Genomic DNA, 17,705 nt, shown 5'->3' with positions numbered 1-17,705 from the left:
CAGGCTGAATAGGGTGCGCCTGCTCCAGGTGGGCTTTTGTCGGCGGGTAGTGAAGAGGGCCCGCATGACAGGAACTTGTCTTTCAGTTCTTGTCCGGCAGTGTTGTGAGACGACACATCGCAGGGGCATGCGAAAGACCTCCCGGTTTGCGTCATCCGTGCTGAGGGGGCGCCTCCAGAGCGCAGGGCGCCTGCTTTTTCAACCCGAATTTCGTGTGTTCATCCCCCCAGCGTTTGAGCGCCATCACGACCGGCTCGAGGGTGCGGCCGAGATCGGTCAGGCTGTATTCCACCTTCGGGGGAATTTGCGGGTAAACCTCGCGATGAATGAAACCGTCTTCCTCCAGCTCGCGAAGCTGCATCGTCAGCATACGCTGCGTCACGTTCGGCAGGATCTTTCGCAGGGCGTTGAAGCGCATTGTGCCGTGAAACAGATGGAACAGGATGACGCCTTTCCATTTTCCATCGATCAGTTGGAGCGTGGCTTCCACCGCGCAGCCGGGGCTGCAATCGAGGCTCTTATGACGGATACGGGGCATGACGGTATCATTTCCGATACTATGGACAGAATATGTGCGTTCTTGCGCAGAAAGAGCATAAGAGCGCACCTTTGCTTCATTCAACCATGGAGCAAAAAACATGCGTGCCATCGGCTATAAAACGCCTCACGCGATCGACGACGTGAACGGTCTGAGCGATATTGATCTTTCTGTTCCGGTTCCGACCGGATGCGATCTCCTCGTTGAAATCCGTGCCGTGTCAGTCAATCCGGTGGATACGAAAATTCGTGCCAGCGCGACCCCCGAGCCCGGCCAATGGCGCGTGCTGGGTTGGGATGCCGCCGGAACCGTCACGGCGGTCGGCCCGGAGGTGCAGGAGTTTGCCGTAGGCGATGCCGTTTTCTACGCCGGGGCATTGCAGCGACCCGGCACCAATGCCGAGTTCCATCTGGTGGATGAGCGGCTCGTCGGTCGCAAACCCTAAACGCTCGACTGGGCGCAGGCCGCGGCCCTGCCGCTGACCGCCCTGACAGCATGGGAAATGTTGTTCGATCGGCTCGATATCACGCGCTCAGTGCCGGGAACGCAGCCGACGCTGCTCGTCATCGGCGGGGCAGGCGGTGTCGGGTCCATCGCCATCCAGCTTGCGCGAGCGCTGACGGACATCACCGTCATCGCTACCGCCTCACGCCCTGAGACACAGCAATGGGTGAGAGAACTCGGCGCGCATCACGTGATCGATCATCGTCAGGATCTGGCGCCGCAAGTTGCTGCGCTTCCGACGGGAGCACCGGGCTTCGTGTTCTCGACCACCCAGACGGCCGAGCATATGGCCGATATTGTTGCTCTTCTCGCACCACAGGGGCATTTCGGCCTGATCGACGATCCGGCCACGCTCGATGCCGCCCCGCTGAAGCGCAAGAGCCTCTCGCTGCATTGGGAATTCATGTTTACCCGTTCGATGTTCGCGACGTCTGACATGGCGCAGCAGGGTCGTATTCTCAACGAAGTCGCTGCCCTGATCGATAGCGGACGCCTGCGCACGACGCTTGGCGAGCATTTCGGGCCGATCACAGCGGCCAATCTCCGTCGCGCCCATGGGGTGATCGAAAGCGGCAAGGCGCGTGGCAAGCTGGTTCTCGAAGGGTTCGCCCCATCGCCAGAGTTTGAGTGAAAACAGGCGCCAAACCCCCTCGAGCGCCATTGGCGCAGGCTCCGACAATGCGGTTTACACGTCACGCGTGCTCATCGCGGTCGGCCCTTTGGCGCGCGAGATGAGTTCGAATGCCTGCCAGTGTCACGCTAACCATCGTGGCTGTGTGATCGTTACCGGCCCGGCCGGTCTGGCTTTCGGCCGAAGCGTTCTTCATTGCAAGGATCTGATCGCATGAAAGCAATTGAGGCTTTTTCCCGCCAGTCGCATGGCGGACGCGCCATTGTTGCGTCGCTGGCTCTGGGAATCCTGCTCAGCTTCGGTCTGGCAAGCAGGGCGTCAGAACGAGCAGAGGCGGCCTCGCTGCGTGTCGAGGCGACTAGTATGACACTCGACTGGAACGCGGTCGCTCAGGCGGCGGGACGGATCTTTGTGAGTGGGCCTCGCTGGACCGGATTTCCCGGCCCGTCGGTAGCGTTGCTGGAGCCAGGAAACAGACTTCGCCCCTTTCCCGATCGGGCATGGAGTGACTGGAAGCCGGGTCTCGATGCGCGGCGGAAATTCGTCAACGTCAACGCCCTGCATGTTGATGCCGAGGGTAAATTATGGGTGGTGGATACGGGGACACCGCAATTCGGCGGCCCTCCTGTCGCGGGTGGGGCTAAGCTGGTCCGTCTCGATGCTGGAACGGGGGAGGTCATCCGGATCTACCCCCTCGGGTCTGAGGCAGCCCCTGCGGGGACTTATATCGATGATATCCGCTTCAATGGCGCGCATGCCTATCTGACCGATGCCGGGACCGGTGCGCTGCTGGTGCTCGACATTGCGAGCGGGCAATGCCGTCGTGTTCTGGCTGGCCATCCTGCCGTCATGGCGCGGGCAAACCGACCGATCATCATCGGGGGCCAAACCCTGCGTGATGGCAAGGGCCAGCCGCTGCGGATCAATGTCGATCCTCTCGAAGTCAGCCCGGACGGCAAAATTCTGTATTTCGGCCCGCTGGAGGGACCGTGGTCGCAGGTGCCGACGGCAGCGCTCGACGACGCATCGCTCTCGTCGGAGAGATTGGCCGCACAGGTGACCCCTTGGGCCGATCTACCCCCAATAGGCGGTAGTACGATGGACCCGGAAGGCAGGCTCTATTTTACGGCATTGAAGGACAACACCGTCTATCGGCGTGAACGCGATGGTCGGATCGTAGCGCTGCTTACCGATCCGCGCTTGCATTGGGCCGATGCGCCCATACTCATCGAGAACCGAGCACTCTGGCTGCCCGCCGCCCAACTCGACCGACTGCCTCAGTTCAACTTGGGAAAGTCGGCAATCCAACTGCCTTTCGCGCTGGTTTCCTTGAAGATCGCGCCGTGAGGTTGGATACGGGCAGGCTTCCTGCCTGCCGCCCATATGAAAGAGAGGAAAGTCAGGCAGAATAACTCAGCGGTTGCGGGCTCTTGGATTGCGAAGCGACTGCGTTTGCCTGTCCCTTAGCGAGGCGCTTGATTGAGGGAAGGGCTGTCGCCGTTTCAGGAGGCGCGACATTGGCGAGAAACGATCAAACAATCGCGAAGATCTCACCTGAGTTCTGACTCACAGCTTGCTTCAACGCACACGGTAGTGCGGAGTGAGCATGGCATGAGTCAATCTGACGGATCGGGAATGGTCAATGATTTGTCCGCTTCTGCCGCGTGAACGCGGTTGTTGGCCCAGCCCAGCCGGAGATGACCGCCCGGTTCTCGATGGTATGCGGCATGTCTTGAGGACGGGCTGTCCGTGGCGGGATATGCATGAGCGCTACGGCAAGTGGAATTCTATGTATCTCCGGTTCCCGCGTTGGGTGAGCAGGATTTGTGGGATGACCTGCTCCAAACCCGGTGGATCTTAAGCTGAGTGATGACTGCTAGCATGCAGTTGATAGCACCGTCGTTCGTGCTCACTTGTAGAATACGGGGACAAAAGGGGAGCTCATTCGGAAACTTTTGGTCGATGTCGCGGCGGTTTTACGAGCAAAATCCATGCTGGGCGTGACGATCAGGTAGCGTCCTTTCGGCTTTGTCGTCATCGGGGGGCCAGCGTCGGACCCCAAATTCATGCTTGCTGATCCACGCTATGACAGTACCAGCTTCCGTCAGGATCTGCTGGACCACGGGATCTTCGGTCATTCCATCAGGCAAAGGTTGCAGCACTCCGCAGAAAACAGACTGGCGGCGTAACTGGGAGCGCAATCGTATCGAGCGGATGTCCAACAGGCTCAAGCAGATGCGCCGCATCGCGACCCGCTACGACAAGACAGCCTTATCCCTAACGGGCTTTCTCAATCTCGATGTAGCCAGATTCTGGACTGGTTCTTTTATCGGCGTTGCCTAGCTTGATCGTCGTTAGGCTGTTCACCTGGACTGTATGAGGGAGTGACAAGCTCTTTTCGACGTCTCTTAGGAAGCGCTCCTAAATTAGCGAGGGCACATGCGCGTGCTTCCCAATAGGGTACGTGAACGAAACGTCATAAAAATATCGTTATTTGCAATGCAAAAATATAGTTATAGGAACAAATCTAGAAAAAACTTATGGCAATCGCAGAAATGAAAAAAACCGGACAGAAATGGCAGATCATGCATAAGAACGAAAATTGTGGGAATGCCATGGAGTCAAATTATATGCTTTCTCGTTCGGATTTTACCGTGCAGCAGCGGGAAATGTATTTATATAATAAACTAAGCGATAGGGCGAATTTCTGCATTTCCGGCACTGTAACTATATTCGGATTATCGGAAATAAATAAGCTGGTGAGATGCGTAGATTCTATAATTAGAAATAAACATTTTGTAGAAAAAGTATTTGTAAATAAAAAGCCAGATGAGAAAGACTATAGAGATATATTTATCGCTCATAGCGTCGCACTTACTGACTCTGAGATCGAGGATATGCTATGCGCGGAAGACAGCGTGTCATTCGACGCTGAAGATGATTTTTTATTTAAGGTAATTGTTTTAATAAATAAAAATAAAGAAATAATCATCTATCAAAAATACCATCATATAATTGCTGATGGTATAACTATTTCTATTGTAGTTCGTGAAATTACTAACGCATATAATGCGACGGAAATTGGAGATTCGTGGGGATTTTCCGTTGACGGTTCCGACGAATGCGATTCTCGGGACGAAAAAAGCCGACAATTTTGGAAAGATTACACGGCCAATCTTTCTGATGTGCGTCTTCTTGAGCGGGTCGAAAGTGTCTCGGGAAACGATGGGCACCGAATCATTCCCGACGAACCGGTGCGTCGTCAGCTTTTTGAGATGATACGCGAAAACAAGCTTACCTTCGCGACCTGCTCGATAGCATTTCTGATCATATATATGTACCTGGTGAGTAGAGCGGGTAGTGTGACGATAGGTCTGCCAGTAGGTGGCAGGACGAAGCATAATCGCAATGCCATAGGCTTCTTCAGTAATATAATTCCTCTCACAATTAGCATATCAGAGCTGGATTGTTTCAATTCCATTATAAATAAAGTAAGGAAAGAACTGAGACGCGTTCACCTTCATTCGAGGTATAGAGGCGAGCATATACTTCGTTCTTTAGGTGGAAACGCAAAGTCGTTTGGGCCGACCGCGACTTGTATCGATATGAACGTCGATCTTACCTATGGGCTTGGGCGAGGTATATATAACAGCCGCCTCTCAGGTCCGAAGGCAGATCATGATTTTACTTTCTACCGGATAAACGGCGGGGCAGCGCACGACTTCGCAATCATCTATGCCCCACCGAGCGGCTCTGATCAGCAGCTTGATGGGCGGACGCTGGAAAGAAGTCTGCAAGCGTTGCTGAGGAAGCTCGTTCTGAAGCCGGATGCTGTTGTTGGGGGAATGGATATCCTGCTGCCGGAGGAGAGGCAGAAGGTTCTTGTGTCGTGGAACGATACGGCGCTGTCGTATCCTGACACGCTGTGCCTGCATGAGCTGATCGAGCAGCAGGTGGCGATGACGCCTGATGCCCCTGCGGTGAGTTTCGAGGGGCATACGCTCAGCTATGCGGAGCTCAATATCCGGGCCAACCGTCTGGCGCATCATCTGATTGCGCTGGGTATCGGGCCTGACATGCCGGTTGCGGTCTGTCTGGACCGCTCGCCCGAGATGATGATAGCGCTTCTTGCGATCCTCAAGGCGGGCGGGGCCTATCTGCCGCTTGATCCGTCCTATGCCTCAGGCCGTTTGCAGCGTGTTCTCGACGATGCGCGCCCGGCGGTCCTGCTGCACGATGCCTCGGGACTTGCCGCGCTGGGGGACTGGGCGGCGCACGATACCATCCTGTGCGATGTCTGCGCTCCCGTCACCCCCTGGCAGGCGCGTGAGACGGGCAATCCCGATCGTCACCGTCTGGGACTGACCAGCCGTAACCTCGCCTATATCATCTACACCTCCGGCTCCACAGGACAGCCAAAGGGGGTTGGCAATGAGCATAGGGGTATCGTCAATCGTCTGGTCTGGATGCAGCATGCCTACAGGCTGGATGCCGGCGATGTGGTCCTGCAAAAGACCTCCTTCGGCTTTGACGTGTCGGTCTGGGAGTTTTTCTGGCCTCTCCTGGCAGGCGCCCGTCTCGTTCTGGCGCGGCCCGGTGGCCACAAGGATGCAACCTATCTATCTGAGGTCATTGCGCAGGAGCGCATTACGACGCTCCATTTCGTGCCTTCCATGCTGGACCTGTTTCTCGATGAGAGCAGCCCTGAGGAATGTGTGACGCTCAAGCGCATTATCTGCAGCGGTGAGGCGCTCTCTGTCGTCACGCTGCAGCAATGTCGCAGGCTGTTTCCCTGGGCTCATGTGAGCAATCTCTACGGTCCGACAGAAGCGGCTATCGATGTCACGCACTGGGAGTGCCCGCGTGACGTTATGGGTTTGCATTCTGTGCCGATCGGTCGGCCGATTGCGAATACGCAGCTGTATATTCTCGATCCTGCGGGTCATCCTGTGCCGCCCGGCGTATCGGGTGAGCTGCATATCGGCGGCCATGGTGTGGCGCGTGGCTATCTCAACCAGCCCGAGCTGACGGCAGAGCGCTTCATCGCCGATCCCTTCTGCGCGGATGGTCATGGCAGGCTCTATCGCACAGGCGATCTGGCCTGTTACCAGCCCGACGGGACCATTCTCTTCCTTGGGCGTATCGATCACCAGATCAAGATCCGCGGCTTTCGTGTGGAGCCGGGCGAGATCGAGACAAGGCTGCAGGAACAGCCCGGCCTGCGTGCGGCGGCGGTCATCCTGCGCGAGGACAGGAAGGACGATCCGCGTCTGGTGGCCTATGTGGTGCCGGAGCCGGGGCATGTTCCCGACAGTGCCGCGCTGCGCAATGCGCTGGCGCATGAACTTCCCGACTACATGGTGCCCAGCGCCATTGTCGCGCTCGAGGCCCTGCCGCTGACGACGAATGGCAAGCTCGACAGAAAGGCATTGCCGGTTCCGGATTTCGCTGATCTGCAGAGCGGACGCGCACCCCGTACGCCGCGTGAGGCCGTGCTGTGTTCGCTGTTTGCCGAGCTTCTCGATCGCGAGAGCGTGGATATCGATACGAGCTTCTTCGATCTCGGCGGTCACTCCCTGCTGGCGACGCGCCTCATCAGCCGGATCCGCAATATTTTCTCCGTCAGCCTGCCCATACGCACCATCTTCGAGGCCCCCACCGTCTGCGCACTCGCCACCGCCATGGAGGGCGATCAGGAGCTGTCACGCCTGCCTCTGACAGTGCAGACGCGCCCGCAGGTCCTGCCGCTTTCTGCAGCGCAGCAGCGGCTGTGGTTCCTCAATCGTCTAGAGGGACCCTCTGCCACCTATAACATCCCGCTTGCCCTGCGCCTGGAAGGCGTTCTCGATCATGGGGCGCTGCAGGCAGCAATGTGCGACGTGATCGGGCGTCATGAAAGCCTGCGCACTGTCTTTGCGGAGAGCGAGGGCGAGGCCTGCCAGATCGTGCTGTCGCCTGATGACGCGCGCTGTCGCATCGATCTGCCTGCACAGAGTGTCAGTGCGGTGGACATACAGGACATTCTGGATGCGGCCTCGGCGCGTGCCATTGATATCGAGCATGAACTGCCGCTGCATGTCACGCTGTTCCAGACCGGTCCGCGCTCCCATATCCTGCTGATCCTGATGCATCATATTGCCTCGGATGGCTGGTCGCTGCGTCCGCTGATGCACGATCTGTCGACTGCCTATGTGGCGCGGCTGTCTGCAGAAGCGCCCGATCAGGAGGCACTGGTCATCCAGTATGCCGACTACACGCTGTGGCAGGCCGGATTGCTGGACGAGACAGGAGGCGAGGATAGTCTCTTTGTCCGTCAGGCAGGGTACTGGTCCAGAACGCTGGCCGGGATTCCCGAATGCATTGCTCTGCCCCTGGATCATCCACGGCCTGCGGTTGCGCGCTATCGTGGAGATGCAGTGCCGCTGCCGATAACGCCTGCGCTTTATGAGACGGTCCAGGATTTTGCCCGTGCACACGGCGCGAGCGTTTTCATGGTGCTTCATGCGGCGCTGGTTGTGCTGCTGCACCGGCTCGGGGCAGGGGACGACATTGTTATCGGTACCCCGGTTGCGGGGCGGACCGAGACGGCGCTGGAGAAGCTGGTCGGCTTTTTTGTCAACACGCTTGTCCTGAGAACAGGCCTGACCTCGGACACGACCGGTCTGTCTCTGATTGACCGGATCCGGCAGGAAAACCTCGAGGCTTTTGCCCATCAGGATATACCGTTTGAAAGGATTGTCGGTCTCGTCAATCCGAACCGGGCGCAGAACCATCACCCGCTTTTCCAGGTCATGCTGGCGCTGGGCAATATGGGGATGCCGCAGATCGATCTGCCCGGTCTGGAGGTGGGTTATCTCAGGGGCAGGACAGCGAGTGCCAAATTCGACCTGACGTTCAGTCTGACGGATCATGATGGCGGTCTTGGAGGTGAGATCGAGTTCGATACGGATCTGTTCGAGCGCAGCACAATCAGTGCCATGGCCGAGCGCTTCTGCATGATCCTGCAGAGCCTCGTTCTGAAGCCGGATGCTGTTGTTGGGGGAATGGATATCCTGCTGCCGGAGGAGAGGCAGAAGGTTCTTGTGTCGTGGAACGATACGGCGCTGTCGTATCCTGACACGCTGTGCCTGCATGAGCTGATCGAGCAGCAGGTGGCGATGACGCCTGATGCCCCTGCGGTGAGTTTCGAGGGGCATACGCTCAGCTATGCGGAGCTCAATATCCGGGCCAACCGTCTGGCGCATCATCTGATTGCGCTGGGTATCGGGCCTGACATGCCGGTTGCGGTCTGTCTGGACCGCTCGCCCGAGATGATGATAGCGCTTCTTGCGATCCTCAAGGCGGGCGGGGCCTATCTGCCGCTTGATCCGTCCTATGCCTCAGGCCGTTTGCAGCGTGTTCTCGACGATGCGCGCCCGGCGGTCCTGCTGCACGATGCCTCGGGACTTGCCGCGCTGGGGGACTGGGCGGCGCACGATACCATCCTGTGCGATGTCTGCGCTCCCGTCACCCCCTGGCAGGCGCGTGAGACGGGCAATCCCGATCGTCACCGTCTGGGACTGACCAGCCGTAACCTCGCCTATATCATCTACACCTCCGGCTCCACAGGACAGCCAAAGGGGGTTGGCAATGAGCATAGGGGTATCGTCAATCGTCTGGTCTGGATGCAGCATGCCTACAGGCTGGATGCCGGCGATGTGGTCCTGCAAAAGACCTCCTTCGGCTTTGACGTGTCGGTCTGGGAGTTTTTCTGGCCTCTCCTGGCAGGCGCCCGTCTCGTTCTGGCGCGGCCCGGTGGCCACAAGGATGCAACCTATCTATCTGAGGTCATTGCGCAGGAGCGCATTACGACGCTCCATTTCGTGCCTTCCATGCTGGACCTGTTTCTCGATGAGAGCAGCCCTGAGGAATGTGTGACGCTCAAGCGCATTATCTGCAGCGGTGAGGCGCTCTCTGTCGTCACGCTGCAGCAATGTCGCAGGCTGTTTCCCTGGGCTCATGTGAGCAATCTCTACGGTCCGACAGAAGCGGCTATCGATGTCACGCACTGGGAGTGCCCGCGTGACGTTATGGGTTTGCATTCTGTGCCGATCGGTCGGCCGATTGCGAATACGCAGCTGTATATTCTCGATCCTGCGGGTCATCCTGTGCCGCCCGGCGTATCGGGTGAGCTGCATATCGGCGGCCATGGTGTGGCGCGTGGCTATCTCAACCAGCCCGAGCTGACGGCAGAGCGCTTCATCGCCGATCCCTTCTGCGCGGATGGTCATGGCAGGCTCTATCGCACAGGCGATCTGGCCTGTTACCAGCCCGACGGGACCATTCTCTTCCTTGGGCGTATCGATCACCAGATCAAGATCCGCGGCTTTCGTGTGGAGCCGGGCGAGATCGAGACAAGGCTGCAGGAACAGCCCGGCCTGCGTGCGGCGGCGGTCATCCTGCGCGAGGACAGGAAGGACGATCCGCGTCTGGTGGCCTATGTGGTGCCGGAGCCGGGGCATGTTCCCGACAGTGCCGCGCTGCGCAATGCGCTGGCGCATGAACTTCCCGACTACATGGTGCCCAGCGCCATTGTCGCGCTCGAGGCCCTGCCGCTGACGACGAATGGCAAGCTCGACAGAAAGGCATTGCCGGTTCCGGATTTCGCTGATCTGCAGAGCGGACGCGCACCCCGTACGCCGCGTGAGGCCGTGCTGTGTTCGCTGTTTGCCGAGCTTCTCGATCGCGAGAGCGTGGATATCGATACGAGCTTCTTCGATCTCGGCGGTCACTCCCTGCTGGCGACGCGCCTCATCAGCCGGATCCGCAATATTTTCTCCGTCAGCCTGCCCATACGCACCATCTTCGAGGCCCCCACCGTCTGCGCACTCGCCACCGCCATGGAGGGCGATCAGGAGCTGTCACGCCTGCCTCTGACAGTGCAGACGCGCCCGCAGGTCCTGCCGCTTTCTGCAGCGCAGCAGCGGCTGTGGTTCCTCAATCGTCTAGAGGGACCCTCTGCCACCTATAACATCCCGCTTGCCCTGCGCCTGGAAGGCGTTCTCGATCATGGGGCGCTGCAGGCAGCAATGTGCGACGTGATCGGGCGTCATGAAAGCCTGCGCACTGTCTTTGCGGAGAGCGAGGGCGAGGCCTGCCAGATCGTGCTGTCGCCTGATGACGCGCGCTGTCGCATCGATCTGCCTGCACAGAGTGTCAGTGCGGTGGACATACAGGACATTCTGGATGCGGCCTCGGCGCGTGCCATTGATATCGAGCATGAACTGCCGCTGCATGTCACGCTGTTCCAGACCGGTCCGCGCTCCCATATCCTGCTGATCCTGATGCATCATATTGCCTCGGATGGCTGGTCGCTGCGTCCGCTGATGCACGATCTGTCGACTGCCTATGTGGCGCGGCTATCTGCAGAAGCGCCCGATCAGGAGGCACTGGTCATCCAGTATGCCGACTACACGCTGTGGCAGGCCGGATTGCTGGATGAGGCAGGGGGCGAGGATAGTCTCTTTGCCCGGCAGGCAGGGTACTGGTCCAGAACGCTGGCCGGGATTCCCGAATGCATTGCTCTGCCCCTGGATCATCCACGGCCTGCGGTTGCGCGCTATCGTGGAGAGGCGGTGCCGCTGCCGATAACGCCTGCGCTTTATGAGACGGTCCAGGATTTTGCCCGTGCACACGGCGCGAGCGTTTTCATGGTGCTTCATGCGGCGCTGGTTGTGCTGCTGCACCGGCTCGGGGCAGGGGACGACATTGTTATCGGTACCCCGGTTGCGGGGCGGACCGAGACGGCGCTGGAGAAGCTGGTCGGCTTTTTTGTCAACACGCTTGTCCTGAGAACAGGCCTGACCTCGGACACGACCGGTCTGTCTCTGATTGACCGGATCCGGCAGGAAAACCTCGAGGCTTTTGCCCATCAGGATATACCGTTTGAAAGGATTGTCGGTCTCGTCAATCCGAACCGGGCGCAGAACCATCACCCGCTTTTCCAGGTCATGCTGGCGCTGGGCAATATGGGGATGCCGCAGATCGATCTGCCCGGTCTGGAGGTGGGTTATCTCAGGGGCAGGACAGCGAGTGCCAAATTCGACCTGACGTTCAGTCTGACGGATCATGATGGCGGTCTTGGAGGTGAGATCGAGTTCGATACGGATCTGTTCGAGCGCAGCACAATCAGTGCCATGGCCGAGCGCTTCTGCATGATCCTGCAGAGCCTCGTTCTGAAGCCGGATGCTGTTGTTGGGGGAATGGATATCCTGCTGCCGGAGGAGAGGCAGAAGGTTCTTGTGTCGTGGAACGATACGGCGCTGTCGTATCCTGACACGCTGTGCCTGCATGAGCTGATCGAGCAGCAGGTGGCGATGACGCCTGATGCCCCTGCGGTGAGTTTCGAGGGGCATACGCTCAGCTATGCGGAGCTCAATATCCGGGCCAACCGTCTGGCGCATCATCTGATTGCGCTGGGTATCGGGCCTGACATGCCGGTTGCGGTCTGTCTGGACCGCTCGCCCGAGATGATGATAGCGCTTCTTGCGATCCTCAAGGCGGGCGGGGCCTATCTGCCGCTTGATCCGTCCTATGCCTCAGGCCGTTTGCAGCGTGTTCTCGACGATGCGCGCCCGGCGGTCCTGCTGCACGATGCCTCGGGGCTTGCCGCGCTGGGGGACTGGGCGGCGCACGATACCATCCTGTGCGATGTCTGCGCGCCCGTCACGCCCTGGCAGGCGCGTGAGACGGGCAATCCCGATCGTCACCGCCTGGGACTGACCAGCCGTAACCTCGCCTATATCATCTACACCTCCGGCTCCACAGGACAGCCAAAGGGGGTTGCGGTCGAGCACATCAACGCCGTGGCTTTGCACGTGGCGCAAAAGCGTGATTTCGCCGCTACCTGCCGCAGCCGTGTGCTGCAGTTCTCGTCATGCAGTTTCGATGCCAGCATATTCGAAATCGTTATGGCGCTTACCGCAGGTGCAGAACTCTGTCTCATTACCCAGGAGCAGCGACAGAGCGTCGAAACACTCTGGCAGTTCATGGGCGTGCGCCGCATTACACATGCGGTACTCCCACAGGCTCTGTTCAGAGAGCGGCTTGATCTTGAACCGCTCTCTGCGCTTTCGCATCTTGTTTTTGGGGGCGAAGCTCTCGATCCTGACGTGGTGCGTTATTGTGCCTCGTTAGTATCAGCCAAGATCATAAACGCTTATGGGCCGACCGAAGCCAGCGTCTATGCGACTTGCTGGGAGTGCCCGCGTGACGTGACGGGTTTGCATTCTGTGCCGATCGGTCGGCCGATTGCGAATACGCAGCTGTATATTCTCGATCCTGCGGGTCATCCTGTGCCGCCTGGCGTATCGGGAGAGCTGCATATCGGCGGTCATGGTGTGGCGCGTGGCTATCTCAACCAGCCCGAGCTGACGGCAGAGCGCTTCATCGCCGATCCCTTCTGCGCGGATGGTCATGGCAGGCTCTATCGCACAGGCGATCTGGCCTGCTACCAGCCCGACGGGACCATTCTCTTCCTTGGGCGTATCGATCACCAGATCAAGATCCGCGGCTTTCGTGTGGAGCCGGGCGAGATCGAGACAAGGCTGCAGGAACAGCCCGGCCTGCGTGCGGCGGCGGTCATCCTGCGCGAGGACAGGAAGGACGATCCGCGTCTGGTGGCCTATGTGGTGCCGGAGCCGGGGCATGTTCCCGACAGTGCCGCGCTGCGCAATGCGCTGGCGCATGAACTTCCCGACTACATGGTGCCCAGCGCCATTGTCGCGCTCGAGGCCCTGCCGCTGACGACGAATGGCAAGCTCGACAGAAAGGCATTGCCGGTTCCGGATTTCGCTGATCTGCAGAGCGGACGCGCACCCCGTACGCCGCGTGAGGCCGTGCTGTGTTCGCTGTTTGCCGAGCTTCTCGATCGCGAGAGCGTGGATATCGATACGAGCTTCTTCGATCTCGGCGGTCACTCCCTGCTGGCGACGCGCCTCATCAGCCGGATCCGCAATATTTTCTCCGTCAGCCTGCCCATACGCACCATCTTCGAGGCCCCCACCGTCTGCGCACTCGCCACCGCCATGGAGGGCGATCAGGAGCTGTCACGCCTGCCTCTGACAGTGCAGACGCGCCCGCAGGTCCTGCCGCTTTCTGCAGCGCAGCAGCGGCTGTGGTTCCTCAATCGTCTAGAGGGACCCTCTGCCACCTATAACATCCCGCTTGCCCTGCGCCTGGAAGGCGTTCTCGATCATGGGGCGCTGCAGGCAGCAATGTGCGACGTGATCGGGCGTCATGAAAGCCTGCGCACTGTCTTTGCGGAGAGCGAGGGCGAGGCCTGCCAGATCGTGCTGTCGCCTGATGACGCGCGCTGTCGCATCGATCTGCCTGCACAGAGTGTCAGTGCGGTGGACATACAGGACATTCTGGATGCGGCCTCGGCGCGTGCCATTGATATCGAGCATGAACTGCCGCTGCATGTCACGCTGTTCCAGACCGGTCCGCGCTCCCATATCCTGCTGATCCTGATGCATCATATTGCCTCGGATGGCTGGTCGCTGCGTCCGCTGATGCACGATCTGTCGACTGCCTATGTGGCGCGGCTGTCTGCAGAAGCGCCCGATCAGGAGGCACTGGTCATCCAGTATGCCGACTACACGCTGTGGCAGGCCGGATTGCTGGATGAGGCAGGGGGCGAGGATAGTCTCTTTGCCCGGCAGGCAGGGTACTGGTCCAGAACGCTGGCCGGGATTCCCGAATGCATTGCCCTGCCCCTGGATCATCCACGGCCTGCGGTTGCGCGCTATCGTGGAGAGGCGGTGCCGCTGCCGATAACGCCTGCGCTTTATGAGACAGTCCAGGATTTTGCCCGTGCACACGGCGCGAGCGTTTTCATGGTGCTTCATGCGGCGCTGGTTGTGCTGCTGCACCGGCTCGGGGCAGGGGACGACATTGTTATCGGTACCCCGGTTGCGGGGCGGACCGAGACGGCGCTGGAGAAGCTGGTCGGCTTTTTCGTCAACACGCTTGTCCTGAGAACAGGCCTGACCTCGGACACGACCGGTCTGTCTCTGATTGACCGGATCCGGCAGGAAAACCTCGAGGCTTTTGCCCATCAGGATATACCGTTTGAAAGGATTGTCGGTCTCGTCAATCCGAACCGGGCGCAGAACCATCACCCGCTTTTCCAGGTCATGCTGGCGCTGGGCAATATGGGGATGCCGCAGATCGATCTGCCCGGTCTGGAGGTGGGTTATCTCAGGGGCAGGACAGCGAGTGCCAAATTCGACCTGACGTTCAGTCTGACGGATCATGATGGCGGTCTTGGAGGTGAGATCGAGTTCGATACGGATCTGTTCGAGCGCAGCACAATCAGTGCCATGGCCGAGCGCTTCTGCATGATCCTGCAGAGCCTCGTTCTGAAGCCGGATGCTGTTGTTGGGGGAATGGATATCCTGCTGCCGGAGGAGAGGCAGAAGGTTCTTGTGTCGTGGAACGATACGGCGCTGTCGTATCCTGACACGCTGTGCCTGCATGAGCTGATCGAGCAGCAGGTGGCGATGACGCCTGATGCCCCTGCGGTGAGTTTCGAGGGGCATACGCTCAGCTATGCGGAGCTCAATATCCGGGCCAACCGTCTGGCGCATCATCTGATTGCGCTGGGTATCGGGCCTGACATGCCGGTTGCGGTCTGTCTGGACCGCTCGCCCGAGATGATGATAGCGCTTCTTGCGATCCTCAAGGCGGGCGGGGCCTATCTGCCGCTTGATCCGTCCTATGCCTCAGGCCGTTTGCAGCGTGTTCTCGACGATGCGCGCCCGGCGGTCCTGCTGCACGATGCCTCGGGGCTTGCCGCGCTGGGGGACTGGGCGGCGCACGATACCATCCTGTGCGATGTCTGCGCGCCCGTCACGCCCTGGCAGGCGCGTGAGACGGGCAATCCCGATCGTCACCGCCTGGGACTGACCAGCCGTAACCTCGCCTATATCATCTACACCTCCGGCTCCACAGGACAGCCAAAGGGGGTTGCGGTCGAGCACATCAACGCCGTGGCTTTGCACGTGGCGCAAAAGCGTGATTTCGCCGCTACCTGCCGCAGCCGTGTGCTGCAGTTCTCGTCATGCAGTTTCGATGCCAGCATATTCGAAATCGTTATGGCGCTTACCGCAGGTGCAGAACTCTGCCTGATCACTCAGGAGCAGCGACAGAGCGTCGAAACACTCTGGCAGTTCATGATCCGTGAGAAAATTACGCATACGCTTCTTCCTCAGGCACTGTTCAAAATCGATTTTGGTCTGCAATTCAATAATTCTCTCCAATATCTGTTTTTTGGGGGTGAAGCTCTCGGTGCAGATGTCATCACGCGTGTTCATGAAGTAAGTCAGTCCTCAGTTATCAACATTTACGGCCCGACCGAGACGACTGTTTATGTCACGCACTGGGAATGCCCGCGTGACGTGACGGGTTTGCATTCTGTGCCGATCGGTCGGCCGATTGCGAATACGCAGCTGTATATTCTCGATCCTGCGGGTCATCCTGTGCCGCCTGGCGTATCGGGAGAGCTGCATATCGGCGGCCATGGTGTGGCGCGTGGCTATCTCAACCAGCCCGAACTGACGGCAGAGCGCTTCATCGCCGATCCCTTCTGCGCGGATGGTCATGGCAGGCTCTATCGCACAGGCGATCTGGCCTGTTACCAGCCCGACGGGACCATTCTCTTCCTTGGGCGTATCGATCACCAGATCAAGATCCGCGGCTTTCGTGTGGAGCCGGGCGAGATCGAGACAAGGCTGCAGGAACAGCCCGGCCTGCGTGCGGCGGCGGTCATCCTGCGCGAGGACAGGAAGGACGATCCGCGTCTGGTGGCCTATGTGGTGCCGGAGCCGGGGCATGTTCCCGACAGTGCCGCGCTGCGCAATGCGCTGGCGCATGAACTTCCCGACTACATGGTGCCCAGCGCCATTGTCGCGCTCGAGGCCCTGCCGCTGACGACGAATGGCAAGCTCGACAGAAAGGCATTGCCGGTTCCGGATTTCGCTGATCTGCAGAGCGGACGCGCACCCCGTACGCCGCGTGAGGCCGTGCTGTGTTCGCTGTTTGCCGAGCTTCTCGATCGCGAGAGCGTGGATATCGATACGAGCTTCTTCGATCTCGGCGGTCACTCCCTGCTGGCGACGCGCCTCATCAGCCGGATCCGCAATATTTTCTCCGTCAGCCTGCCCATACGCACCATCTTCGAGGCCCCCACCGTCTGCGCACTCGCCACCGCCATGGAGAAAATCGAACATATCGACGGAGGTAGTCTCACCGTAATCAAGGCTGGAGGAGAGCGAGAGCCCCTATTCTGTATTCACGGAGGAGCTGGACTCGTTTGGCCATTCCGGAATCTTGTCGACGATAAATGTGAGCAGAGGGCCATCTACGCTATCCAGGCCCGCGGTCTTGAAGACGGCGAGCGTCTTCCTGCGACCATGATGGAGCTGGTAGCGGATTATGTCGATCAGATCATAAGAAAGCAGCCGAGTGGTCCCTACTATATTCTGGGTTGGTCGTTCGGCGCTGTAGCCGCACATGCGATATGCGAAGCCCTGGAAGCGCAAGGACGGGAGGTGGCCCATTTGATCATGCTCGACGGGTACTACGGCGAGATCAACAAGAGGGAGACGGGTACGCGCGCCGATACGGAGATTATTGATATCGCAAAGAGATATGGTCTCGATAATATCGATCATGAGATTATGGTTCGGGTGAATAGTGTCTATCAGAATTGCGTTGCACTCCTGATTAGACACAGTCCTCGGCCCGTGCAGGCTGATTGCGTGTTTGTGCAATCGAGACAGTCATTACCCAGTCATGAAGACTTGCCAAACAAACTCTGGAAGCCCTTCGTGCACAGTGCTTTCGAGGTCATCAAGACCGACATGGACCATTTCGATATGCTCTCGCCTGCGAACGGACGAGAAATCCGGCGCCTCATCCAAGAGTATCTCGGGTAAGGGCATGCAGGGGGACAAAAAGAGACTCAAGACGGTAGATTACACAGATGGCCCG

6 protein-coding genes and 2 pseudogenes are annotated in these 17,705 nt (G+C 59.0%); 7 read left to right on the top strand and 1 reads right to left on the bottom strand.

All coding sequences use genetic code 11. From position 1 onward, the window contains the following. Window positions 1-151: 151 nt before the first annotated feature. Window positions 152-538 carry a winged helix-turn-helix transcriptional regulator gene (locus tag ABHV46_RS05925; RefSeq protein WP_438383604.1) on the bottom strand — a complete coding sequence of 129 codons (387 nt, stop codon included), beginning with the start codon at window positions 536-538 and terminating at the stop codon, window positions 152-154. Window positions 539-638: 100 nt separating this feature from the next. Between ABHV46_RS05925 and ABHV46_RS05920 the strand changes: the two are divergent. The 7 genes and pseudogenes from ABHV46_RS05920 to ABHV46_RS05890 all read left to right on the top strand — a co-directional run bounded on the left by ABHV46_RS05920 (window position 639) and on the right by ABHV46_RS05890 (window position 17,650). Continuing rightward, a pseudogene (locus ABHV46_RS05920) lies at window positions 639-1,673 on the top strand (zinc-binding alcohol dehydrogenase family protein). Then, complete coding sequence (locus ABHV46_RS05915) at window positions 1,666-1,890, top strand: hypothetical protein (protein ID WP_438383601.1); 225 nt, start codon at window positions 1,666-1,668, stop codon at window positions 1,888-1,890. Before ABHV46_RS05920 ends, ABHV46_RS05915 begins: the two are co-directional and overlap by 8 nt. Beyond that, window positions 1,887-3,020 carry an SMP-30/gluconolactonase/LRE family protein gene (locus tag ABHV46_RS05910; RefSeq protein WP_438383600.1) on the top strand — a complete coding sequence of 378 codons (1,134 nt, stop codon included), beginning with the start codon at window positions 1,887-1,889 and terminating at the stop codon, window positions 3,018-3,020. The genes ABHV46_RS05915 and ABHV46_RS05910 overlap by 4 nt, the downstream gene beginning before the upstream one ends. A 295-nt stretch (window positions 3,021-3,315) precedes the next feature. Beyond that, complete coding sequence (locus ABHV46_RS05905; protein WP_438383598.1) at window positions 3,316-3,534, top strand: transposase; 219 nt, start codon at window positions 3,316-3,318, stop codon at window positions 3,532-3,534. 224 nt (window positions 3,535-3,758) lie between these two features. Beyond that, window positions 3,759-4,016 carry a hypothetical protein gene (locus tag ABHV46_RS05900; protein ID WP_438383596.1) on the top strand — a complete coding sequence of 86 codons (258 nt, stop codon included), beginning with the start codon at window positions 3,759-3,761 and terminating at the stop codon, window positions 4,014-4,016. 197 nt (window positions 4,017-4,213) lie between these two features. Beyond that, window positions 4,214-5,173, top strand: a pseudogene (locus ABHV46_RS05895) (condensation domain-containing protein); the annotation flags it as partial. A gap of 300 nt (window positions 5,174-5,473) precedes the next feature. Beyond that, window positions 5,474-17,650 (top strand): amino acid adenylation domain-containing protein, encoded by a 12,177-nt coding sequence (locus tag ABHV46_RS05890; protein WP_438384282.1) that lies wholly within the window; start codon window positions 5,474-5,476, stop codon window positions 17,648-17,650. The last annotated feature ends 55 nt before the right edge of the window (window positions 17,651-17,705 follow it).

Origin of the sequence: Asaia sp. BMEF1 (genome assembly GCF_051628905.1) — a bacterium.
In the GTDB taxonomy this organism is placed as follows: Bacteria; Pseudomonadota; Alphaproteobacteria; order Acetobacterales; family Acetobacteraceae; genus Asaia.
Note: the sequence above shows the minus strand (reverse complement) of the source record. Positions and strands in the feature narration are given on the sequence as shown.